The 25,482-nt window shown below is 42.3% G+C and carries 15 protein-coding genes; 8 read left to right on the forward strand and 7 right to left on the reverse strand.

Annotation, left to right across the window (positions count from 1 at the left end; all coding sequences use genetic code 11):
* Window positions 1-14 precede the first annotated feature (14 nt).
* Window positions 15-896, reverse strand: a complete 882-nt coding sequence (locus AC1D0K_RS08065) for an NmrA family NAD(P)-binding protein (protein ID WP_477390084.1) — start codon at window positions 894-896, stop codon at window positions 15-17.
* 238 nt (window positions 897-1,134) lie between these two features.
* Between AC1D0K_RS08065 and AC1D0K_RS08070 the strand changes: the two genes are divergently transcribed.
* Window positions 1,135-1,566 carry a winged helix-turn-helix transcriptional regulator gene (locus AC1D0K_RS08070; protein WP_477390082.1) on the forward strand — a complete coding sequence of 144 codons (432 nt, stop codon included), beginning with the start codon at window positions 1,135-1,137 and terminating at the stop codon, window positions 1,564-1,566.
* 330 nt (window positions 1,567-1,896) lie between these two features.
* Complete coding sequence (locus tag AC1D0K_RS08075; protein ID WP_477390080.1) at window positions 1,897-2,286, forward strand: hypothetical protein; 390 nt, start codon at window positions 1,897-1,899, stop codon at window positions 2,284-2,286.
* Window positions 2,287-2,521: 235 nt separating this feature from the next.
* Here the strand turns inward: AC1D0K_RS08075 and AC1D0K_RS08080 are convergent, their stop codons facing one another.
* On the reverse strand, window positions 2,522-4,072 hold the full coding sequence (locus AC1D0K_RS08080) for a DHA2 family efflux MFS transporter permease subunit (RefSeq protein WP_477394644.1): 1,551 nt from the start codon (window positions 4,070-4,072) through the stop codon (window positions 2,522-2,524).
* A 502-nt stretch (window positions 4,073-4,574) separates the two neighbouring features.
* Between AC1D0K_RS08080 and AC1D0K_RS08085 the strand changes: the two genes are divergently transcribed.
* The 6 genes from AC1D0K_RS08085 to AC1D0K_RS08110 all read left to right on the forward strand — a co-directional run bounded on the left by AC1D0K_RS08085 (window position 4,575) and on the right by AC1D0K_RS08110 (window position 16,767).
* Window positions 4,575-7,151, forward strand: coding sequence for a DUF5686 and carboxypeptidase-like regulatory domain-containing protein (locus tag AC1D0K_RS08085; RefSeq protein ID WP_477394642.1), 2,577 nt, complete (start codon window positions 4,575-4,577; stop codon window positions 7,149-7,151).
* Between the two features lie 193 nt (window positions 7,152-7,344).
* Complete coding sequence (locus tag AC1D0K_RS08090; RefSeq protein ID WP_477441308.1) at window positions 7,345-9,678, forward strand: sensor histidine kinase; 2,334 nt, start codon at window positions 7,345-7,347, stop codon at window positions 9,676-9,678.
* Window positions 9,679-9,711: 33 nt separating this feature from the next.
* Window positions 9,712-11,670: a sigma 54-interacting transcriptional regulator gene (locus AC1D0K_RS08095; protein WP_477394635.1), complete on the forward strand. Its 1,959-nt coding sequence runs from the start codon at window positions 9,712-9,714 to the stop codon at window positions 11,668-11,670.
* A gap of 82 nt (window positions 11,671-11,752) precedes the next feature.
* Window positions 11,753-14,200, forward strand: coding sequence for a histidine kinase dimerization/phosphoacceptor domain -containing protein (locus AC1D0K_RS08100; RefSeq protein ID WP_477394633.1), 2,448 nt, complete (start codon window positions 11,753-11,755; stop codon window positions 14,198-14,200).
* A 483-nt stretch (window positions 14,201-14,683) separates the two neighbouring features.
* On the forward strand, window positions 14,684-15,565 hold the full coding sequence (locus AC1D0K_RS08105; protein WP_477394631.1) for an NmrA family NAD(P)-binding protein: 882 nt from the start codon (window positions 14,684-14,686) through the stop codon (window positions 15,563-15,565).
* A gap of 386 nt (window positions 15,566-15,951) precedes the next feature.
* Window positions 15,952-16,767: an alpha/beta fold hydrolase gene (locus AC1D0K_RS08110; protein WP_477394629.1), complete on the forward strand. Its 816-nt coding sequence runs from the start codon at window positions 15,952-15,954 to the stop codon at window positions 16,765-16,767.
* Window positions 16,768-17,229: 462 nt separating this feature from the next.
* Here the strand turns inward: AC1D0K_RS08110 and AC1D0K_RS08115 are convergent, their stop codons facing one another.
* The 5 genes from AC1D0K_RS08115 to AC1D0K_RS08135 form a co-directional block, all read right to left on the reverse strand.
* A complete protein-coding gene (locus AC1D0K_RS08115) occupies window positions 17,230-18,816 on the reverse strand; it encodes an efflux MFS transporter permease (protein ID WP_477394627.1) in 1,587 nt (528 codons plus the stop codon).
* Between the two features lie 9 nt (window positions 18,817-18,825).
* The gene (locus AC1D0K_RS08120; RefSeq protein ID WP_477394625.1) at window positions 18,826-19,926 is read right to left on the reverse strand and encodes an HlyD family secretion protein; all 1,101 of its coding nucleotides are present in this window, start codon (window positions 19,924-19,926) and stop codon (window positions 18,826-18,828) included.
* Window positions 19,927-19,944: 18 nt separating this feature from the next.
* Window positions 19,945-21,252 carry a TolC family protein gene (locus tag AC1D0K_RS08125; RefSeq protein WP_477394623.1) on the reverse strand — a complete coding sequence of 436 codons (1,308 nt, stop codon included), beginning with the start codon at window positions 21,250-21,252 and terminating at the stop codon, window positions 19,945-19,947.
* A gap of 742 nt (window positions 21,253-21,994) precedes the next feature.
* Window positions 21,995-23,926, reverse strand: a complete 1,932-nt coding sequence (locus AC1D0K_RS08130; RefSeq protein WP_477394621.1) for a sigma-54 dependent transcriptional regulator — start codon at window positions 23,924-23,926, stop codon at window positions 21,995-21,997.
* A 106-nt stretch (window positions 23,927-24,032) separates the two neighbouring features.
* Window positions 24,033-25,481 carry a hypothetical protein gene (locus tag AC1D0K_RS08135; RefSeq protein WP_477394619.1) on the reverse strand — a complete coding sequence of 483 codons (1,449 nt, stop codon included), beginning with the start codon at window positions 25,479-25,481 and terminating at the stop codon, window positions 24,033-24,035.
* Window position 25,482 lies beyond the last annotated feature (1 nt).

Genomic DNA, 25,482 nt, shown 5'->3' on the forward strand with positions numbered 1-25,482 from the left:
TATTAGTAATTGGATTATTTAAATAACTCGATGTTATTGTTTATGTAGTCACTGAAGGAAAGTGGTTTGGTTCCAGTAATTTCCTGCACATGATTGTTGTGGCCGGCCATTTCTCCTGACCTAAACATGTGGCCGATCGCGGCAATGTGCTGGATGTTGAATGCTGTGTTGTAAGGAGAATTACTTGAGCGGATAATATCCGAAAATTCATCGGGTTCAAAAGACAGGTAGTTAATATTGCGTCCCAGTACTTCAGATAAAATTGCTGCTACTTCTTCCTGGTCTAATTCTGCCGGTCCATAAAGCGGGTAGGTTTTACCCGCGTGCCCCTCCGGATCTGCTAATATGGCGGCACCAACTCTGCCAATATCTTCGCTGTTAATAGAAGCATATTTAACGGTGCCTCCATAAGGTGAGATCAGCCTGTTATTTTCTTTTATTTCCTGTCCAAAATAAGCAAGCCAGTCCATAAATAATGTGGGTTGCAAATGTGTAACAGGAACACCGGAACGGTCAAGCAAGCGTTCAGCCACCCAATGGGCTTGTGCAGAATGGCTTGGTGCATGTCTCAATGCCGTACGCTGGGAAACATTAACGATATGACCAATTTTTGCCTCTCTGGCAGCCTCGGCGAATAATGCGGTCGCCTCCAAAAGCCCGGGTGCGACCGGATAAACAAAATATGCACCGCCAATACCATTCATGGCGGCAGTTAATGAATCCAGATCGTTAAAATCCCCGGCTACGATTTCTGCGCCTAATGACTTTAATTTTTCCGAACGGTCGTCATGCTGACGAACCATCGCCCTTACAGGCACATTTAACTCTAACAGGCGTTTTGCGGCATAATTGCCTGTAATTCCTGTTGCTCCGGTAACCAATACTTTACTTTTCATGTTGTTATTTTCTAAATATTTTAAATGTTGTCCTTTTCGTCTGCTCTCTGTCCCCTTTTAACTTATTCTCTCCCAAATTGCTTATTCCCGAGGCGTCAGCTGACAGCCATCTTTAAAGCTATGATTTTGATATAATTGAAATATGGACTATATTTGCAAGCAGTTGCAAAAGAAAACCAATGCAAATGTAGATATATAATTTTAATTTGCAACTGGTTTTAAAATAAAATCACAAATAATGAAAAATAACAGATCCTTTTGTCCGCTCAATCTTATGGTTGAGATCGTTGGCGATAAGTGGAGCTTGCTCATTTTGAGCGAAATAATGTTTGAAAACAAACGACATTTCAGGCAATTTCTACAAATGGAGGAAAAAATTGCTTCGAATATTTTAACGGACAGATTGAACATGCTTGAACAGCAGGGCATGCTAACCAAGAAACGCGACCCTGCTCATAAACAGGGATTTATCTATGGTTTGACAGAAAGGAGTATTGATTTGTTGCCCATGATTATGGAAGGAATCAGGTGGAGTCTTGCCTATGAACCAGTCGATCTGGTCAGGTATGCATCAGCAGTTAAGCTGTTACAAGGGGGAAAAGACGCCGAAAGCCGTTTGCGAAATGATTTGGTTGATGTTCACCATATCTCACTAGAAATAATGGATTAAAAGCATTCTTATCACCTGGAAAATCCCGTCACGGCGAATAATTGTGCCTGCCAAAAGCCAAAAAATTATGTACGCTAATTTTCATATCTTGAAATACCACCAAATAATAATAAAATTCTTCCGCTGCGCCGAGTTAATTGTGTTTCTGCTGTGTTGTAACAAAGTATCGTTTTCCCGATCTCCGGAGGATAGGAGTGAGCTACGCAACCAACTGGGCTGGGACGTTAGCTCCACAAGAATAAGTGTGGACCTAACTTACTTTCCACACACACAAAAGATAGTACCGTTTTTTATTATGGTCGTCCCGAATTAGGTGGCCAGCATAATATATTGGACATCATCAGCCGGGTGACTGCTGGCAGGGGAGACCGTATTTTGATTGATCCGCTGGCCCGGAAGATCAAAGCCTTTCACGCTAAAAGCGGGGTAGCCTCCATCCATTATGAAATAGATGGCAAACTTTTGGTAGATGAAAAACGGGCAAGGCCGAACGAGTTGTTTCGACCGGTGGTTTACCAGGGAACATTTTATAGTCTCGGCGACAATTTGTTTCTGTCCACACCTGACACCGCCTATAAAGCTGTCGTTCTGGTGTGGAAACGCTGGCCCAAAAACATGCCCTATTTCTACTCCCTGAATCCCGTTGCCAAACCTTTTGAAAAGCAAACCTTAAAGCCTGAGAACTTAAATAACTTGCTTTTTGCCGGCGAGCGAAACTAATAAAGAATAAATATGATGTTTACGGCATTACTTATTACGCCATAACAACACAAAGTGACAGCCTGAATAATATGCAGCAGGAGATTGCACCATTTTTTACTGAATTTTTTCCGTCTGTCCGGGATTTTGGGGAGATTATTAGGGAACGTCCTACATTATCTGCATATCTGTGACCTGTACCATTTTTAACTTGCATATGTTATTAGCAATTGAGCAACCTTCTTGAGACTTATCTTCAATGATCGGAAAGAATAACCGGACCGCCTTTTCTTTTCGCCTGGCCGACTGCTATTAATAACAACGGTAATGCTGCAACGAAGATTAAACCCAAGAGGAAAAAAGCATTATTATAACTCAATAATGTAGATTGCCGGATAACGACCTGGTCAATTAATTTCAGCGCTTTGGATTGTGCGTCAAAAATGCTGTAGCCTTTGTTATGAAAATAAGATGTGTAACTCTGGAGCCTTAATACGGTTTGGGGGTCGGTAAGTGTAATTTGGGAGATCAGATCAACCCTGTGCAATGCTATTCTTCTGGCCAGGTAAGTGTTAAAAATGGATATGCCAAAGGATCCCCCCAGCTGTCGCATCATATTATTCAAAGCTGCGCCTTGGGGGATATCTTTGTCTTCAAGCGAGGAAACGGCGAGCGCTGTCAAAGGAACGGTCAGCAAGGCGAGGCCCACTGCCCGGAATATCAGGGTAAATGTGATTTCCCCACCGGATGTCTCCAAGGTCAGGCCGGACATTCGCCAATTGAAATAAATAAACAATGCGAATCCGACAATGATAATGATGATCGGTGATAAGCCTTTTTGCAACAGGCGTGCGGAAATGATCAGCCCGAAGATGGCGATTATAGCGCCAGGAAGCAGTAGTAGCCCGGTTTGGGACGGCGTAAAGCCTAACAGTCGTTGTGCAACGACCGGCGTCAGATATACAGAGGTGAACAATCCCAAGCCGGTTACAAATGTAAGGACAGCGGCGACACTCAGCGTTTTGCTCTTCAACACACGTAGGTTTACCACGGGATCTTTTATCTTCAGTTCCCAGAGAACAAAAGAAGTAAGACAAATGATGGCGGTAACTGTGAGCCATATAATATAATTTGCAGCAAACCAATCATCTGTTTCACCACGTTCTAACACGGTCTGCAGAGAGCCTATGCCGACAGCCAGCAAACCTATCCCTGTCCAATCAACCCTCTTAATGGTCTGCTTCACTATTGGTTCAGACAAAAGAAAGAAGCAAGATATGGCGGCAAGGGCGCCCAACGGGACATTTATATAAAATATCCATGGCCATGAATAATTTTCAGTGATGAAACCACCTAATGTCGGTCCTATAGTGGGACCTACAAAAACGCCTACACCAAATAATGCGCTTGCAACACCTTGCTTTTCTTTAGGAAAAATTTCAAATACGATTACTTGGGAAACAGATAGCAGTGCACCTCCGCCCAAACCCTGTATGAACCTGAAAAAGACCAGGGTCCAGATATTTCCCGCCTGCCCGCACATCATGGAACAAAAAGTAAATAAGATTATTGATCCGATGTAGTAGTTTCTACGGCCAAGCTTGGTAGTTAAAAAACTTGTTATGGGTATAATGATTACATTGGCAATTGCATACGATGTAATAACCCAGGAGGTATCTTCTAAAGTCGACCCAAGATTACCACTCATGTAATTTAATGCCACATTGACTATAGACGTGTCTATAAGCTCCATAATGGCCGCCAGTATCACGATAAATATCAGAAAATTTTGTCTTAGATTGCTCATTGGCGTAATGGGAGTTAAAAGTGTTGCTATTTACTTTCCCAATTACATGCCGTAGTCTAACTATTTCATTTGTAACTATTTATTGATTTTTTATTTCAGGTTTGATGCTTTATTTCGTAATCCAACCATCGCTGGCATCCGCTTTCATCAATCTGAGTTTTTATAAAAGGTATTGTTTACAACTTAAAGTATCGGCCTTTGCTGACTTCAGCGCCGCCCCGCTGTTCGGTTATCGATCATTCTTAGCTTATGGAGCACGTTTTCCTTATTTTGATAGCGTTCGCCTGCTCACCTTAAATGCTACCTGCAGATTATCCGGGTCAATTGCAGATTACGGGCTGAATCGTTAATCTGCTCATTTATTTACGATATATCACAATTTAATTTCCTCGGAAATTTTGTAAGGTGTTGATTTGCAGAAAGTTGATGTTTGGAGAAATAGTTGGGTTACTCTGACTGCCATGTCAGACGATCAAATTGTCCATGTATAAATCGACACCCGATGGAAAACAACTTTTTTAAAAATAGCTTTTTTCTTGCAGTTTTATTCTTTGCAGGATTTGCACAGGCTTCAAATGCTCAGTCCCCAACTATTATAAGCGGAAATATTGTTGACGCAAAGTCAAAGGAAAGCATGCCTGCTGTTACCATCACTCTGGTAGGTACTACGATAGGAACAAGCGCGGACAATAACGGGCATTATACCATAAGAGGTAACGGTGAATTCAGCAAAGTAAAATTCTCCTTCATTGGTTACCGATCTGTTATAAAGGAGGTGGTTCCTGGCCAGTCTCAGGTAGTTAATATAAGTATGACAGAAGACGAAAACTTGCTCAAGGAAGTTGTCGTACGATCAGGAAAAAAGATAAAGTACCGCAACAAAGGAAATCCAGCGGTTGAGCTTATCCGGCAAGTCATCGCGCACAAGGAGAGTAATCGTGTCGAAAATTATAATTACGCCGAATACCATCAATATGAAAAAATGATCTTCGCCCTAAGTAATTTGTCAGACAAGTTTATGCGAAAAGGCATATTTAAAAACTACCAATTTCTATTCCGGAAACAAGACTCGACCGACATTGGGGGACAAAACCTTCTTCCGATATACATGGAGGAAAAGCTTTCTCACAATTTCTTTCGCAAGCAACCATTTGTTAAAAAGCAATATATCGAAGCGAGCAAACAGGTTAAATATGATGAAAACTTTGTCGATAACCAGGGTTTGAGCTCATTCTTTAACAGAATGTACCAAGATATTAATATATATGACAATAATATATCCATGCTTGGAAATCAATTGTTAAGCCCCATAGCAGATTCTTCGCCTGGTTTCTATAAATTCTTCATAACAGATACCCTGAAAGATGTTTCACCGAAATTGATAGAATTAAGCTTTACGCCCCGAAACGGGACAGATCTTTTATTTGAGGGGCGGTTATATGTTACCATGGACGGGAATTATGCCGTCGAAAAGGCGGTTCTATCGGTTAACAAAAACATCAACTTGAATTTTGTGCGGCAAATGCAGGCTATTCTCGCTTTTGAAACAGCAAGCGACGGTCGTTATCATCTTAATCAAAGTGATCTGAAGATAGAATTCGGCCTGAATAAGAAAAAAGGCGGCGGCATACTGGGTGAGCGAGTGGTAATGCTCAGTGATTTCATCATAAATAAACCCCGGCCATCTGTTAATTATCAGGGTCCGGCTGAGGTTATTATGCCGGATGCGGAAGATAAAAGCGAGGATTATTGGGTCAAAAACAGGCCTGACACGCTGAAGCAGGCCGAAAGCGATGTGTATAAAAACATTGACAGCCTCCAAACCATTCCATCGTTTAGACGGACGATGGATATTGCCACCCTGGTATTGGCCGGCTATAAAAGTTTCGGAAAGTTCGAAGTTGGTCCGCTGAATACATTTTATAGCTTCAACCCCATCGAGGGTTTCCGGCTCAGGCTCGGTGGCCGCACAACGACAGCGCTTAGCAAGCGTTATTATTCTGAAGTTTACGGGGCATATGGTTTTAAGGATCAAAAATGGAAATACTTTTTGAGCGGTACCTATTCCCTTAACAATAAATCTATCTATGCATTTCCGCAAAGCTTTGTTCGGGTCAGTTACCAGCACGATACCAAAATACCAGGGCAGGAACTGCAATTCGTACAGGAAAGTAACTTTTTGCTGTCTTTCAAGCGTGGTTATAACGATATTCTAACCAATAACGATGTATTTAAACTTGATTACGTTCAGGAATTCCTAAACCATGTTTCGTATCAGATCGGGTTTAAAAAATGGACCCAGGAGGCGGCCGGCCCCGATGTCGGAGGTGCTCTATACTATCAAAATTCAGCAGACGGTTCAAATAATCTGGTGGAAAACGTCAAAGATGTACAGCTGAATTTTCAGTTACGCTTTGCACCTTCCGAAAAGTTCTACCAGGGCAAGCTTTACCGTACGCCGATCCCGGATAAATACCCCGTTTATACCCTTCGTTTTCAGCAGGGCTTCAAAGGTGTTTTGGGCGGTCAGTACAGGTATGAAAACTTTACAGGTAATATCACAAAACGGTTCTACCTTTCTCAACTCGGTTATGCTGATGTAAGTACAGAGGGCGGTTACATAGCCGGTAAGGTGCCTTTTCCTCTACTGGATATCGCCCATGCGAATCAAAGTTACGCCCTGCAAATCCAATCTTATAACCTGATGAATTTTCAGGAATTTGTGAGCGATCATTATGCAGCCATAAATATTGATCAGAATTTCAATGGATTCATCTTCAATAAGATACCTTTTTTGGAGAAATTAAAATTAAGAGAAATTGTTTCCTATAAAATATTATGGGGAGGTATCCGGGACCAGAACGACCCGGCCAAGCATCCTGATCTGTTAACGTTTCCTTTAAGAAATGGTGCACCTTTCACCTATGCACTCAATGACGGACCATACCAGGAAGGCAGCATCGGGATAGGAAATATATTTAAAGTGCTTCGCCTCGATTATGTTACAAGGTTTAGTTATCTGAATCATCCCGAAGTAGCAAGGCACGGTATCAGGGTATTTGTGCTTTTACAATTTTAGCAATGTTGCAGCAGGTCACGCTGGCTGTTTTCTTATTAGGGAAGATTGAGCACTTTATATCATAGCTGACTTTGTTTTTTTACGAAATAAAGTGATATAGTTTGCCAATATGTATATTAACGCTCTGATATACAATGTTTTAAGTGATGGCACATCGTTGGCTATAACATAAGTCAAATTGACTTGGTGCCGAATGATCATTCAGAGGAAGTTAGCTGCATTATTTTTAACAGTAAACCTGGTTTTCGGGTGCCTGAATGTGAATGTGCAGCCTCTGAATGAACTGGGTGTTCCGGCACTTAAGCAACAAACTAAAAGGGCCAGGCAGGACACCGTTAAATTTAACTTTTTGATGTCTTTAAGCCGCTCCTATCTTTTCAAGCCTTCTGGCACGCAGAAAGATGCAGACAGTGCATTTTTGTTTTTACGGGAAGCATCCAACTTGAATGGGAAACTTCACGACAGGCGCGGCGAGGCCCGGATTGCTTTGCTTTCCGGAATGATTTATAATTATCAGGGACTCAAAGAAAAGGGCTTGTATTTCTCCAGAGAGGCTCTGCGCTTGTCCACGGAGCTCAACCTGAAATCAGATATCGCAGAAGCACTGATTATAATCGGGCAGTATTATAATAATGATGAGCCCGGACTGAGTAAGAAGATGGAATATTATAAAAGGGCCATTGCTTTTTTTCATCAGGCCGGGGCACGTAACAGAATGGCAACAACCTTAAAGGATCTTGCCGATTTTCAGATCATTGCAAACCAGAATAACGAAGCACTCATAAATCTCAGAACGGCTGTATCCATTTATCTTTCTACAGGGTATAAAAACATGCAAGGCGTTTATGATCTCCTGGGATATGACTTAGCCAAAATGGGGGATTTTGTAGATGCCCTGAAATATAGTCTGCTCGCCGTCAAAACTGCTGAATCAGTTAATGACACCTCCGCCCAGCTCGGGACCATTTATTACCGTGCCGGATTTTCCTTTTACATGACCAAGCAGTATGTAGCCGCGGACCATTATATCGATAAAGGCTTACGCAATGTTTACAAATTCAAAGATACATCGGCAATTGTTACCATGACCTTAAACAAAGCATACACGCTGATGAAGCTGGCTAAGTTTATCGATGTTATTCCACTGATGAGACAACTGACAAAGCTTAATGCCTCAACCCGCAGTCCGGGCCTGGGCGTAGAGCTGGCCTACTTGTTTATGACGAATTACCTGTATCTGAAACAATTTGACAAAGCTAAAAGCTATTTTGATAAACTGAAGGTGCTGGCCAGGCAAGGGAATGTTCAGGGAGAAATTCATGAAAAAGCGTTACGGGGCATCATATCCTATTACCAGTTTACCGGTCAATACAATAGGTCTTATTCTTATATCGCAGAGCATCAGCGCTTCTGTGTGAAAAATAATTTTAAAATATTTATGTCGCAGGACCAGCTTTGGTTGTTTAAAGCCGACTCTGCCACGCACAACTATATTTCTGCTATCAAACATTATCAGGAATTAAAAAATGTTGATGATTCTATCCTGAAGGAGAAAAACAGCCGGCAAACGGCTCTTCTTAATGTGCAGTACGAATCAGACAAGAAGGATAAAGATATCGTACTCAAAGCCAAAAATATTCAATTACTGATTAAGCAGGCAAATTTACAGCAAACCAAATTAGAGCAACAACGCTCTATTCGTAATATCGTGATCTGCGGCAGTAGCTTATTGCTGCTTGTCCTGATTGTCGGTTATAATAGGTTCCGCCTCAAACAGCGCAGCAACCTGCTTCTGCGTGCTCAGCAAACGGAGATCAATGAGCAAAATCTTACTCTTCAGAATTTTAATTCCAAACAATCAACACTGTTAAAAGAAAAAGAATGGCTGCTTAGGGAAGTTCACCACCGGGTAAAGAACAATTTGCAGGTTACGATGAGTCTGCTGAATATTCAATGTTCTTACCTTGATAATGAAATGGCCAGGGATGCGATTCAAGATAGTCAACGCCGTATACATGCCATGTCGCTCATCCATCAGAAATTATACCAGTCGGAAACACCTACCGAAATAGATATGTCTACCTATATACCGGAACTGGTGAACTATCTGAAAGAATGCTTTGGAAAAGAGGATAATATGCGGTTTTTAATAAGTGTTTCCCCAACGGCTTTGGATATTTCGCAAGCAATTCCTTTAGGCCTCATATTGAACGAGGCTATTACCAATGCAATGAAGTATGCGTTTAAAGATAACCAAGCAGGAAACATTTCAATTTCCTTGAAAAATGATGACGATCATCGCATCATCCTGTCAATTTGGGATGATGGGATAGGTTTGCCAGCCGACTTTGATCATCAGGTTTCGGCCTCTTTGGGGATGAATTTGATGTCAGGTCTCTCAGCACAGATCGAAGGTGAATTTTGCATTTGCAGTGAACGGGGAACTAAAATCGACGTGGTTTTTCAGGATGCTAAGTTCCCGAATAAACCTGTGAATAAGGAAAAGGATGAATTAATACAAGCTTAGAACGAAAAGATAATCAATTTAAGATATATTAAAATGAACGGAAAAATACTAATCGTTGAAGATGAGTTCATCATTGCTGAAGATCTCAGAAAAATTTTGGAAAAGGCTGGCTATGAGATCAGCGGGATCGCGCCTTCTGTACCCAAAGCTTTGGAAATTATAAAGCTGAAACGTCCCGCCTGGGTTTTTGTCGATATTCAATTAACAGGAAAATTAACAGGACTTGATTTGGCCGTATCGCTGAACGAACTTGAAATTCCTTTTATCTACGTATCTGCGAATTCTAATCAAAGTGTTTTGGAGCTTGCCAAAGCTACAAAACCATATGGCTTTATGGTAAAGCCATTTAGAGAGAAAGATGTCCTTGTAGCACTGGATATAGCAATTTATCGCCACGAAAATAACCTGGAAGCTAAATTGGTCAAAGAGGTTGCCCTGCAGTCCGAGGTCCTGCAGGTTATGGAGAGTTCAAATGATTGGCGATCCCAAATGTCGGCAATAATGGCCGCTTTCCATCGTCACATTACATTCGATTATTTCGCCGTTTGCTGGGAAGATGAAAATCATGGCAAAAATGAGATTGCCTTCCTGAAGGACGACGGAGGCAGCTTTGAATTCCTGTCAGTTGAAGAGCTGGCTGTACGCGTGGGTAAGACCGAGCAAGAGCTTTACGCTGCAAAAGCAAGTGGCGTTTTTCCGGAGGAAGCAGTTTATTACGGGGGTAACGACTTCGAATATATGCTGAACCAAAATCCGTTCAGAAAGATAATCGCCCGCGAATTCGAGTTAGGATCGGTATTAATGCAACCCGTTGAACTGCCAAAAAAAAGAAAATTTCTTTGCTCTTTTTATAACAGGGACAGCCATGCCTTTAAACAGGAACATGTAGCCTGGTTGGAACGGTTGCAGCTCCTGTTGATCCAGGTGGGGGACAAATTATTGAGTTATCATACTAATGCTCCAGTCGCCGAGGTTCAGCAGGTGAACGACACAGTATACGAAGTGCTGGTCCCTGCAGTAGAGACTTCGTTAAAAAGTGAAGAATTTGGTTTGGTAGGATCGAGTGACGCCTTTGATAATATAAAAGAACAGCTGAGCGTGGTCGCTCCGTTTGATATCTCTGTACTTATCCTCGGAGAAAGCGGGACCGGAAAAGAAAGAGTTGCGCAAGCTATCCATCGGCTCTCTGACCGGAAAGCAAAACCTTTGGTAAAAGTAAATTGCGCAGCCATACCTGCTGCGCTCATGGAATCTGAACTTTTCGGACATGAAAAAGGTGCGTTTACAAGCGCTATAAACCGACGGATAGGAAAGTTTGAAGAGGCGATAGGCGGGACTATTTTTCTGGATGAAATAGGCGAATTACCGCTTGATCTGCAAGTGAAACTACTTTGTGTATTACAGGAAAAGGAAATTGTTCGTGTGGGTGGCAACCAGATCATCAAAACTGATGTGCGTGTAATCGCCGCAACTAACCGCAATCTGGAGAAAGAGGTAGCGGAAGGTCGTTTTCGGCTTGACCTGTATTACCGCCTGAACGTTTTTCCACTGACTTTGCCTCCTTTACGCAAACGCAAAGAAGATATAGCTGAGTTATCTGCACACTTCCTAAAAAACCTGTCCAAGAAAATGGGTAAAAATGTTACTTCGATGTCTGATCAGGTCGGCTACGCTTTACAAGCTTACGAATGGCCGGGAAATATCCGGGAGTTGGAAAATATTATTGAACGTGGTATACTACTTACAAGTGGCCCGGTACTCACACGCGTTGACCTGCCTGAAAAAACACTACAGGAAGCTGCAGCAAATGCAAGCGATACGCCCATTAAAACTTTTAAGGAGATGGAAAAGGACTACATTTTTTCGGTACTGAAGAAATGCGGCGGAAGGATTGGCGGTCCGGGGGGCGCAGCCGAAATGCTCGATCTGGCACCTACGACCCTGATTTCAAAGATGAACAAGCTAGGCATCGTAAAAAAATTCACCGCCTGACACAAGCAAGTTTTGATGGTCAGCATTTTTAACTAACCATGATTTGGCAATGGAATTACTTGGTCTTTATAAACTTGTTATCATGAATCAAAAAATAGCCTTAATCGCTTGTTTGTTTTTGTTCGGTTGTTGGCAAACCGCCTTTAGTCAGGGGATTCAAAACGATAAGATTGGTGTTCAAAGGATAGGGTTAAGTAAAGCTAAGGCTGATACCGCAAAAGTTAATGTCTTTTTGACGCTGGGTAAATTATATCTGGATAAGCCAGGGAACGAAAAGACAAATGTGGACAGCGCAATTTATTTTGTCGAACAGGCGGAAAAGTTGAGTAATGTGAAGGGATATAAGATAGGCTATGGCCGTTCAGTTCTTGGATCCGCACTTATTGCAATTAAAAATAAAAAGAATCAGGAAGCTCTGCAGTTAACCCGCAAAGCTTTAAAATGCTTCATGGAGGCCAGTGATTTCTTAGACATTGGTGAAACCTATATCCTTATGGGGCAACGATACGATGACCGGCCGGCAAGCTTTGAGCGGAAAATCGAATGTTTCAGAAATGCAGCAGATGCATTTATGAAGTCGGGAACAGTCAGGCGTGCGGGCGATGCATTTAAAGATATTGGTGAAAACCAGTTATTGGCCGGTAAAAACAAGGAGGCCCTCGAAAACCTAAGAACATCATTGAAATTGTATGAATCTGTGCACGATAAAGACCTGGGCTCAGTTTACTATCTGATCAGTAGAGCCCTTAGCAGAACAGGTGATTTTGTAAATGAATTAAAATACAGCTTGCTCGCAATTAAAAATATCGAAGCATCCGGTGATACGTCCTCCCCGGTACTAAGAAATATCTTTTATGCCACGGCCATGGCCTATCACCGGGTCCTGAATTATAACACTGCTCATACATATTACGTGAAAGCAAGACGGCTGGCTTATATGCAGAAAGATACGTCTGCCATGTTAGAAATAACTTTTAACATGGGTATGTCTTATCTGTTCGATCATAAATTTGACGAGGCCGTAGCTTTAATTAAATGCATCGGACAATTAAAAGATACAGTTACCATGGTTGAATATGGAATGTATACGGCTGGTGAATTGCGTCGCAGCAACAAGAGTGGCCAGCTGGAAAAAGCGCTGGGGCTTCTGAATACGCTTAAAAAATACAAAAATGTTAAATTGCCTGTCAATATCCGTGAAAAGCTTGCTTCGACATCGATTCACACATGTCTGGATATGAACGATGTTAAAGGTGCCGAGACCTATTTTCTCGAACTCAGCCATTTATCAGCATCAAAAGAACTGGCACTCACTGACCAGCTTGATGCTTTAAACGGAATTATCCGTTACGATAACTTGACAGGACAAAGCAAGGCTGCTTTTAGAGCTGTCAAAGCTTATCAGTATCTCTGTAAAAAGAATAATCTTAAAATATTTAATAAAGAACATGAAAATTGGCTTTTCAAAACGGACTCCTTATTAGGGAACTATCTGTCGGCCATAAAACATTACCAGAATTATAAACGCGGCGAGGACTCTTTGCTTAACGAATCTAATAGCCGGGAAATATCCTTACTGAACATTCAGTATGAAACTCAGAAAAAAGATAAAAACATCTTACTGAAAAATAAGAATATCCAAATGCTCGCTCGCCAATCTCTATTGCAGCGCACCACCCTCAGGCAGGAGAAAGTCAAACGCAACCTTACGATTGGTGTCGCAATAATGTTGCTGATCGTTTCAGGCATTGGTTACAATCGCTACCGGCTTAAACAGGAAAGTAATCTGCTCCTCCAATCCCAGCAACTGGAAATTGATAATCAGCATAAAAAGTTAATGACCTCTGCTGAAGATCTTACGCTGTTACTTAAAGAAAAAGAATGGTTACTTAAAGAAATTCATCATCGGGTAAAGAATAATCTTCAGGTTACCATGAGCTTGCTAAATATGCAATCCTTTTATATCTCAAATCATCAGGCGCAGGAGGCTATTAGCAACAGCAGACGCAGAATGTATTCCATCTCTCTTATACATCAGCAATTATATCAATCTGAAGGTTTGTGCTATATCAATATCGGTTCATATATTGCTGAGCTGGGCGGCTATTTGCAGGATAATATTAGCCCGGACAAAAAAATTCGCCTCATACTGGCAATTGAACATATTGAAATTGATGTAGCCCAGGCTGTACCTCTAGGTTTGCTGATCAATGAAGCGATGTCTAATTGTTTTAAGCATGCCTTTTTGATTAAAGAAGAAGGGTTCATCAGCTTGCAGGTATATCTTAACGAGAAGGGAAATATTTGCCTGTCTATATCGGATGACGGATGCGGTATACCTGAAAATTTTATGGGTGATTCAGGGCATACCCTGGGCATGAATTTGATGTATGGATTGTCAAGTCAGCTGGGTGGAGATCTGAGTATCACCGTTAACCAGGGTACCACAGTAAAGATCATCTTTCCACCCATTAATTCCCTGGAGGAAGAGCTCCCAGATGGCAGCTGCCACCAGGGTGTTGCCTGTTGATTCGATTAAATATCTTGTCCATCAAGTCAGGCTTTTGATCATGGAACCGAATGCAGTTTTCCTGTCTCTTTCACTTTATATCATATTTCAAATGTTTAAATATGATATAAAGTAAGTAGTATTTCCTTATTTTTTACCTAAGGTATTGTCAATTAGTCATTTATCTTGTTGGCATCATGTTGGATATATCTGGAAACCAGCCGGGCCTCCGGCTAGCTTCGTAAACCTTAACAAACGAATATGAATATAGCTTTTAATTATTCGGCTTTTCGGCTCCGGGCTGCCATGGTGCAGCAAACTGTCAGGTCAAAACGCAGTGATCAACATGTTTATAAGCAGGCCGGTTTTCAATGCATATGGTGCTGCAATGAGCTGTATCAATTATCAAAAAATAGTAGCATGTTCGCTTTAATTGCTAACCAGCCGCATACGCAAAAAAAAAAGAGGTAGTTGCACATTGTGCTAACGATAATAGCATAAATTATGGACGCTAAAGTTTTAATTACCGGGGCGACAGGCGTAACTGGCATGAATGCGATTGACCGCTTACTGGAACTGAATGAACCGGTCAGGGCGATGGTGCATAAGATTGATGTCAGGTCCGATGCCCTGGCCGAACGCGGCGTTGAGATCATTGAAGGCGATTTATCTAATTTCGACAACTTGAGTATTGCGCTAAGAGGAGTTGATGCTGCCTTATTTATATATCCCATTCAGTCTCCAGGATTGCTGCAGGCTTCCGTTTACTTCGCACAAGCGGCGCTGGAAGAAAACGTGCGCTTAATTGTTAACCTGTCACAATGCACTTCCAGAAGAATGGCTAAAAGCAATGCGGCTAAAGACCGTTGGTTTGCAGAACGGATCTTTGACCGCTCCGGAACTCCTGTTACGCACCTTAGACCAATCTTATATGCCGAATGGCTGAGTTTCCTCAATCATAATTTAACGTCAAAAAATCAATTTATTTCTCCATTTGGGGATTGCCGTTATGCGCCTATAGCCGGGGAAGACGTGGGAAGGGTGATCGCCGCTATATTATTGAATCCTGAACCACATATGGGCCAGATTTATCCGCTTTTCGGCCCCGTTGAATTGTCTCATATTGAAATGGCAGAGATCTTGTGTAATAACCTTCACCGGAAGATATCCTATAAACCGATTGACGGAAAAACATTTATTACCCTGATGGAAAATTCACAATGTTCACCATACTTTATACAGCATATGTTCGCTATCCTTATTGATATTCAGGATGGAATACTTGCCGGAACCAGTGACTGGGTTGAGAAAATCACCGGTCGAAAACCGATTTCCCTGAATAGTTTTGTCAAAAAGAATGTCGGTTTATTTTCCTATCCGTTATGATGCAAACGCCTCCCGATATATCGATTGTAATTGGGGTATAAAACCTCTCCGTTCCCGCAAGGCAAAACATACTAATTCAAATGAAGAGTTGATCAACTGGCAAAAGGCGGTCTATTCCTGGTGTGGGGCCCAGAAAAAAAAACTATGCCACGATGGCGACCCGGGGAGCCTGCAAGATCGCAATGCAGGGAATTCGGTTATAAAGAATAGTCGATTTATGAAATAAAGTATCTGCTAAACGCCTTGTCTCGGATTAATAATCTGTAAATCAAATAGTTGTTGTTCGGCATTAGTTTCGCAAGGTGAGTGTATCTAACGCGTTTAAAATGCTACTGAAGTAAGCTGGCGTAAGCAAATGTTCAATTATTTATTTAAAAATCATCAAGATGAAAAAATCACTAGCAGCTGTATTTCTTGCAGCAATTTTATTACTAACCTTTTCAGGTTGTTCCAAAGATGATGATGCCAATCCACCGGTAGATGTCAAAACATTCGTTATTGTTCACGGTGCCTGGTCTGCACCCTACGCATGGGAATCTGTAAAAAGTAAGCTGGAAGCCCAGGGCCAAAAAGTAGTGGTCGTACAATTGGCAGGGCACGGGTCTGACAAGACTGCATTCAACACGATCCACCTGGATACTTACAGGGACAGGGTAATCCATGTAATCGATAGTTTAAACACGAAAGTAATTCTTTGTGGCCATAGCATGGGTGGTATGGTTATAACAGAGGTTGCTGAAAAGATCCCCTCAAAAATTGAAAAAATGGTTTATGTTAACGCATTTCTTCCCGCTAATAACCAAAGCCTGTTAGACCTTGCTAATACTGATGCCGGGTCTCTGTTAGGTCCGAGCATTGAAAAGGTTGATGGCGGGATAATACTTGATCTTCCTCATGGCAGGATCACTGATATTTTTATCCAAGACGGATCCGATGCAGTGAAGTCTTTAGTCCTTAATAACTATCGGACAGAGCCCGGAATTCCTTTTGGAGAACCTGCAACTATCACAGCGGCAAATTACGGAAGTGTACAAAAGTATTATATCCATACCTTACAGGATCATGCGATCACATATGACCTGCAGAAGCGGATGGTTGCGGCAGCTGGTATTAAAAACGTCTTTCAGCTGAATACAAGCCATTCACCTTTCCTGGCGAAACCTGATTCACTGGCCATCATTCTTGAGAAAATAGCCAAATAAAAACAACTCAGCTAGTAAAAAGGCCGCATGGTAATGCGAGGGCACTGAAAAAGTCCCCTCAATATTTGAGGCTTGAAAAAGGCAGTTAAAAATTCAATTTGACGCTCTGAGAATCGTTTATACAAATCAGAGCTATGTCATTCCCACTTTTGGGGTAAGGAAAAGGGGTTGTTCATGATTTATGGCACAACCCTTTTTTTATCCGATTTAACGGGACTTTTTCAGTGCCCTCTGTAATGCAGAGGGCCTTTTCTATTTTATACAAATTAACTGATCTTAATAAATCTCTATATTACAGTGAGGGGATAATGGCTGGCTTTTAAAAGCACAGTGTTTTTAAAACGTCCAGTAGGTGCCGGTGGTAAGAACATCATCAGCAGAACACTGTTGAAGCGATGCACTACCTCTTGATAAATCGCTCTAAAAAGGAGGTAATTGGTGGTAAGAACAACTCAGGATTAATCAGATTAGCGTGAACCCTTCTTTCCCGTTTTCCGATGTCCGCTGATATATTTTGATAATCAGAAGAGCTGCAATAAAAAGACATGCAATGACGATGATCATCCCGAAGGTTTCCCGTATGGTCAACAGCGCTGCCTGGTTCTGCACGTTAGTGAAAACCGACCTTATTCCTGAGTTTACAGCCTCATCAGAAGCCTGGCCGCCAGTTAAAGCACTATGATAGGCAGGTCTATAGGCTGCCGCAAACAATGGATCTGTTTGATCCATTTTCGAAGAAAGTAAGTTGACATTATGTATTAGCCGGTGGTAATAAAAATAGGATAAGTAAGCTGAACAAACTGCGGGCCCCAAAAACACTCTCACGGCAAGATAAAACACGGTTACGGAAAAAAATTCCAGAAACGGCAATCCGTTGGCAACGTAGATTCCGACTGCCATGTAGGATAGTAAAATCGCCGTTCCCCGGAAGAACATTGGCAAGTAAAAGGCCTGAGATGTTGTTGTAAGTGTCGTGATAAAGTACAATTGGACGAAAGAAATCGTGTAACAAACTACGACAAAAATGATCATGAACCGGAAACTGGTAAATTTACGATAATACATGTAACCGATAATTGTCGCTGTAATAAAACCCGGAATCATGTAAAGATTAATCCGGGTGATTTCGACAGCATTTCCTTTGAAAACAAGGTTCATCATGTTGTTCTGTACGCTGCTGGCTGCAAAAAACAAACTTAAAATGAACATCGTTACGAGCCCCAGGCGTACGTTTTTGTAGCGTAGCACGTGAAGATTGAGCATAGGCTGGCGGACAATATACGTTCGGCTAAGTAATAAAGTGATGGTCAGCAAGCAGGCGACAATAGCCACGATGATCTTTCGGGATCTCAGCCAGTCTTCAGTGAGTCCGTACGAAAGCACGTAATCTAGCAGGAGCATGCTGATCGTAAAAAGCACTAGGCCAAGCCAGTCAAAGTTATAAAGTGGTATTTTTTCACCGGGGAACTCGGGGTGGACGAAAAACAATATGAGTACGATGCCGGCCAGCAATGGCACCATCAAAAAGAAATGACCAAATTGCCAGTTCAGATGGTCCGCAGCGTAGGCCATGAACATTGTCGTCAGCTGAGCCGCGATCAGCGTAACCGGGTAATAAACCGCGTAAAGCCGGTAACGTTCGCCCTTTGGCATAAGTATCGGTATCAGGGTTGCAAAGACTTCCAACAGTCCCAGGATCTTAAAAAAACCGGCTACGAAGGAGGCCATCACGAGGATTAGCGGTTGATCGGTATATTGAATGACCAGGTTCAATACGATTAGACCTGAAAAAACTCCCAGCAGCAGATTTTTGCTGGTAATAATCTGCTTAAAACTTAAGACAAACGGAACGCCAATGATCAAACCGATCGTGTGTGCATAAGAGGCCATTGTAATATCCGCTGGTATGGCACTGAGACTTCCGGTTATATATCCTGAAACATTACTGACAATTCCACCGGTAAAGCCGAGCGGAATCAACAAAAGAACTAGCAATAAAAGATGCAATTCCTTTCGCACCCACTCAAAAAAGATCTTATTTTCCAGCATGATTTTTCTTCATTTGATCAATTCCACTTCTGCGTTCATGCCGGTTTTTAAACGGGCAACCTCATCCGGGTCGTTAGTTGATGATAATTTTATCTTGACCGGAAATCGTTGCTGGACCTTCACGAAGTTTCCGGTCGAGTTGTCGGTAGGTATAGCGGAGTAACGGCTTCCGGTTGCTTCCGACATAGAAAAGATTTCTCCTTTAAAATGTTTTTCTTTAATGGCGTCGACTTTAATGTCTACTGATTGTCCAACTTTCAGGTATCTCAGCTGTGTTTCTGTATAATTGGCGGTAACCCACTTCTCATTTCCGCGTACAATGCTGACTAATGTTTGTCCGGGCTGTACCACTTGGCCTTCTTCGATCGTTTTCCGGCCAACGACGCCATCATAGGGTGCAGTTATCACCGTATAAGTAAGATTTAGTTTCGTATATGCTAAAGCTGCGCTGGCTTTGGCAACCGCAGCATCCGCTACAGCAAATCTTTTTTGTGTCTCATTAGTGGTTAAACGGGCACTTTGCTGTGCACTTTGTAACGAAATGTATTTCGCCCGTAAAGCATCACGCTCCGTTTTAATCTGATCAAATTGAAACTGCGATACAACGTCGTCTGCAACTAGGCTGGCATATCGCTTATAATTGACCTCTGCATTGGTCAGCCTGGCCCTGATCTCTGATATATTAGCGGTTGAAATATCTATTCCATTGCGTGCGACGTCTTCAGAGGAGTTAACCACCAGCCGACCGGCTTTGGCGTCCATAAGCACTGCTTCGGCCTGGGCAACCAGTATTTTGTATTCCCCATCATCAATTGTCACTAAGGTATCGCCTTTTTTGACACGTTGATGCTCCGTAAATCTGATATCTTTTATATAACCGGTGATCCTGGTGTTAATTGGGTTGATATAGGATTCGACCTGGGCATCATCAGTGAAAACCGAATTGTCCAGATGGAAATAGGTAACTGCTGCCCACACAAGTGCGGAAACAACGATCATCAATGATATAATATTAAACAGAATGATCCGGCGTTTGCGTTTTCTTTCTTTTGCTAATTCGGCGGCTGAAGGCTTTGCTGGCGATTCGTGCTGGTTGACAGGATTTTCCATTTACTGTATGTTAAATTTTTAAAAATTACCGGATGCTTTTTGTAATCTGTACCACTGATTGATGATATTTATCCTTGCATTATTTAAACGAAGCTCAGCTGAAAGCTTTGCTGTACTCGCGTCCAGTATATCGGTAACCTGCGCTAACTGATTGATATATTTTTTTTGAACCACCCGAAAGTTATCGTTCGCAAGTTCCAGGCTTTTACTTAAAGTTGTAAAATGTTCCCTTGCTTCCTGGTAACGTGTAAAAGCTGTCGTGACTTCTATTTCTGCCTGCTGCTGCCGGTAAATGGTTTGTGTTTTCTGCTGTTCCAGTTCCAGTCTGGCCAGCTGGATACGATCTTTGGCATGATATATAGACGATATATTATATTTGATTTTGATTCCGGCCTGATACGCGTTATAATAGATATTTAAAGGCTCAAGCGTATTTAAAAATGGCCTCTGCAAGGCATCACCGGCATATAAGGAAATTTCAGGAAGTCTTGTTGCTTTTTCTAATTCGATGTTTTTGGCAGCAATTCTTTCACTTAATCTGCTGGCACCGATTGCTGGCTGATTGTGTTGTGCTAAAGTATTATATTCTTCGATGCTCCGCACCTCGACCGGTTGGGCAGCTACCGTCGTATCAGGCAATATACGTGTCGCGCCGGGTAGCCCAAGTACAACCTGTAGTTCTTTGCTTAGGATGGTGATATTATTTTCGGTTTCGTGAAGATCAAGTTTAAAATCAGAAATTAGCAGTTCATTTCTGATCACATCGTTTTGGGTTACCAGACCCTGTTGCTTAAGTTTTGTCAGGTCATCAAGCCTTTTTTGGGCCAGGAGGATATTTTGATTGAAAATTCGTTGGTTATTATATTGCTGGAAAAGTTCGAGGTATCTGCCTAGTAACACTAACTTAATGTCCTGCCGGTCTTTTTCAAAATTAAGTCCCGCCAGTTGTTCATTAAGCTGCCCTTTTTTGATATTCAAACGGATAGTCCCGCCCTTGTACAATGTCTCACTTGCTTCTAAAAAATAGTTGTTGGTAAAATGTGGTGTCTTTACATTGGTGTACCAGGAGAAATTTGGATTAAGGATGGCTATGGTACTAAGGTAACCTGCATCAGCCGAGGTTACAATTTCGGGCAGCCTCTGGAACCTTGCAATTTCTGTACGGGCTTCATTAATGCCCACGTTCTGCTTCGAGGCCTGCAATTGTTTACTGTTAGCTTCGGTCAATTGAAAAAGTTCCGTTAGCGATAACACTCTGGTTACTGTATCCTGTGCGAAGACCCGATTAAAGCAAAATAATAAGCAGATCAATGTTAACGTTTTCATTTCGAGATAATAATGAACCTGAAAGCTCAGACTCCGATGATTGATTTGGGACGGTTATTCAGGTATTCCCGAAGTTTCCATGCCTGAAAAATTTACACCATGATCAAACAAAGCTCATCACGGCCAGGTTAGCAGTCAGGCTTTTCTCTGTAGCTTTAGCATGATTTCCTCGTGCTCTTCGAATGATAGCACTGATATTTTCAGCCATTTCCACATCTGCATATATGTCATTGATACTTTATTTATTTGTAAAATATTGATGTATAATATCAGTCGTTACCCCGTGTTGGAGATGCATATACCGGCGTCTGGTTCTTTTATATCAGACATACACGTCGAACCGCCTAATGGGGACCAGACAACTGAATCATTTTTTCCAATAAAAGTCCATTTTAGTGCCATCGATTAATGGTCTGATAATCAATAACTAATTTGAAGTCCAGGGAGTTTGTTATTGCTTTATTTCGTATTTCAACTGCTAGAGATACTAAATAGCGTAAAACGAATGTTGTTATAGACACGTTAGGCTTGATCAACAGCAATTCCCTCTGATCTATTGTTTTTCTATAATGTTATTGAAACGGAATAATCTTCCTTAACAGCAATCGTGCAGAGATGAGACACACCACGGAAGGGAAGTGGCGTAGAAAGTCGCGTGATTGCAGATGCGTTTCTATGGAGTTTGCCTGCTTTATGATAAAGGGATTTTTCTTGTAATGGCTGTTATATATCGCTATCCTTATTAATAGGTATGGTGCCAGCTGATTTTGAGCTTCTTCATTTTTACACTCAACGAAGTGGGAGGCAGGTTAAGGATTTCCGCTGCGCCGCCTTTGCCGTTAATTTTGCCTTTACAGCTTTTCAGAACTTTGAGAATGTGTTTGCGTTCCATTTCCTGGTAAGTTTCCAGGTACTCCTGCTCCCGCTGCTCATCATCCATCGGAGTGTTGTCCGGAAGCAGGAATTCCTGGATTTCTGTCCCCTGAACTGTTAATGCCGTGCGTTCAACAACAGACTGTAATTCTCTGATATTCCCGGGCCATTCATAACTGACCAGTTCATTTAGCGCTTCCTGACTTACGGTCTTAAAAGGTACGTTTCTTTCAGTAGTGAACTTATTAATGAAATGGGCTACAAGAAGTGGAATATCATCTTTCCGTTCCCGTAATGGTGGAATCTCTATGGGGAAAACGTTAATACGAAAATAAAGGTCCGGCCTAAAATGTTTGGCTGCGACTTCAGCACTCAAGTTTTTATTGGTGGCCACTATTATTCGTGTATCCACTTTTATAGTTGCTGTCCCGCCAATTCTTTGAATTTCCTTTTCCTGCAAAACCCGCAGGAATTTACTTTGTAGCAGCATCGGCAGTTCTCCAATCTCGTCAAGAAATATTGTGCCTCCATGCGCTTTTTCAAACCATCCGATTTTTTTTTCACTGGCGTCAGTGAATGCCCCCCGCTCGTAACCAAAAAATGCAGCCTCGATCAGCGTCTCCGGGATGGCTGCACAATTCACTTTTACAAGCGGGCGCTGATTTCTGGTTGAGAGCTGGTGAATCGCATCAACAAGCAATTCCTTACCGGTTCCGGTTTCCCCGGTGATTAAAACGGTCGTATCAAATGGGGCTACTTGTGTTACCTGGTCCAGTACCGACAGCAACTTAAGACTGTTTCCCACGATTTTTTTGAAAATTTCCGGCGCACGGACATGGTCAATCGAGTAGCCGTCTTTTTGAGTCGCGTTCAGTGCGAGTCCACTTTCTTTTATCCACGCGATAGCGTTGCTTACGAATGGTTCTGCCAACCTTAAGAGATCCGCCTGCTCATGGGTGAACGGAGCATTTTCAGTACTGTAAAAACCGATGGAAGCATAGAGCTCTTTTTCTACGTTGACTAGAGGTATAGTCATTTCAGAATTGATCTTGTAAAATTCGCGGAGTTTACTCGCAAAGCGAAACTGTTGACAGCCCTGATCAAAATGCTCGCCGTTTTCAACGTATACACCAGCCTTTCCTAATGCCCTGTTCCTGTATAGACGGAGATCCAGGTCTTCCAATTTTGCTTTTCTGATATAAGAAATATGGTCCTTGCGACGATATTCATCTAATCCAAGCCGCTCAAAAGCGTAAACGGAGTCCCTACCTCCGTTTTTTAGGTCAAGGTTAACAATAACATTATCAAATTGAATAAAGGGCTGGAAGGCCTTGATCAGCCACATTAGTCTTTGCTCATCATCACCTGCACAGTTCATGATGCTGACTAATAGTCCATTTAGCCATTTACTCAGATTGCACTGGAAGTTTTGATGGTGCTGGTGAAGCGAGAGGCCTAGAGCGATCGTAGCGACCACATCCCTTTTACGGAGCGGACGTGATATGAATCCGTAAGGCTGGGTTTTGTTTGCGGATTCAAGTGTCTCCTGGTCGGAGTTCGGTAATATAAAGACAAAAGGAATCGAAAAGTCTTTACAGACCCAGGCTAATTCCAATCCATTTGGATCACTGGCAATAAAGACCGGCAGCAATAACAGATCAGGCTTTCTTTCGCCCCCCAAAATCAAAGTGGCCAATGCAGAGGTGCTGACTGTTACTTCATAACCCTGATCCTGCAGTATCGCTTGCAGACTGGCAGTTTCAATCGCAGACTCCTCAATGATCAGGATTTTTTTCTTCATATTTTAACTGTTGGGATATTTTGCCGCGGGTTTACATATCCGCCGTAAATATAAGAACATAATATTTAAAACGACTTGATCCCGGGATCTCTTACCTATAAGGCTACTAAAGATAGACCTGCGTCGCAAGGATAAACGATCCTTTTGATCCATTCTGTGAATTATTAATGACGATCGGGCGCGTTTGATATTTGAAAGAGATGCGGGCATGATGGCCGTCAAGATAAATATTCCCTCCTGCACTCCAGTAAGTAAATTTAGTCGGCCCAAAACGTTCGAATTGCTGTAAACTGAACTCCCCGAACGGCTGAATACGGATCTTTTCATCAAAAAGTGTTTTGGGAAGCAACAAACCTGCCTGGCTGAACCATGAATAGCCGCTCCCGATAATTGGAGCTGAATTGCCGAAACCAGCCTGGGATACTCTTCCCGTAAATCCTGGTGCCATGCTTACGTTCTCGTTCATAATTGAGCCATAGCGGAGATAATCCGGTCCGAAATCATAGTGATAATAAACGGAATAACCAGTAATGGCCCAATTTGCCATGCCGCCTCCGAACGGAAGATCTGCAAATGCGTCTATTGCCCATAAAGTGATCGGATGCCGAATCAGCGTCGAGCTAACGGTGTTGTTTTTTTGAGTAACGGTGCCGTCCTGTGTATGGTAATACCCTGCACCAATATTGAAAACCTTCATGGTTCCAACATATGTCCCCGTGGTATAAGGCAGCTGGTTGTTTTCTTTTTGGAAAAATTGCCATGCCGCGTAACCTGTCGTGGCCATCTTGCCCGTTGCGTTATCGTCTACAGCAAAAGCGCTGTCTGGCATCGTCGTGGAAAATACGGCGGGAGTCGACAAAACAGTAAAAGGCTTGTTCACCGCCCAACGGTAAGATAACCGGCCGATATTACCCTTCAGATATATACCTAGTTGCCGGGCAAACTGATCGGAAAGATCAACCAATGGCCAGTTATACAGGGGAACATCCACAGCCAGGTAGTTTGCGGAACCCGAGCTTGTCATGCGGCTGATGCCATTCCAATAATGCAGGCCTGTGCCGATGTAAAGTGTGGCATTATTAGCCTGGCCGGTAACTGGGTCTTTATCAGGATAAATAGCGTACTCATTCCATAAATCATGTACATAAAGTTCAGATTTTTTGCCAAGCGTACCCGCAAAGGTGGGCCCTCCGTTTCCGGTATTTCCGCCTCCTGCTGTTCCTCCACTTGAGAAGCTCTGGTTGTCGATGCCGATGTCTGCAAGTATTAGGTAACGGGGCGATAACTGGCTTAAAGTTACCAGCCGAAACTGTCGGAGACTGAAATCCGTGTAATTGCTATTGGCTACACCGTTCACAGCGGTCCCGGGATTTGCGTTCGTCTGCCTGGCCCAGAATGTGGCCCAGCTAAAGAAACGAATGTACTTATGGCCCGAACTATCCAGCTTTAAAGTCATGCCATCTTTATACTTTGGAGAGCCGCCCTGCGCAAAAGCTGGAATTACTCCAGTTAAGAAGAAACAAAACAACAATCCGGTGGTGCATATTTTTTTCATA

This window comes from Mucilaginibacter sp. P1_A3 (assembly GCF_056406855.1).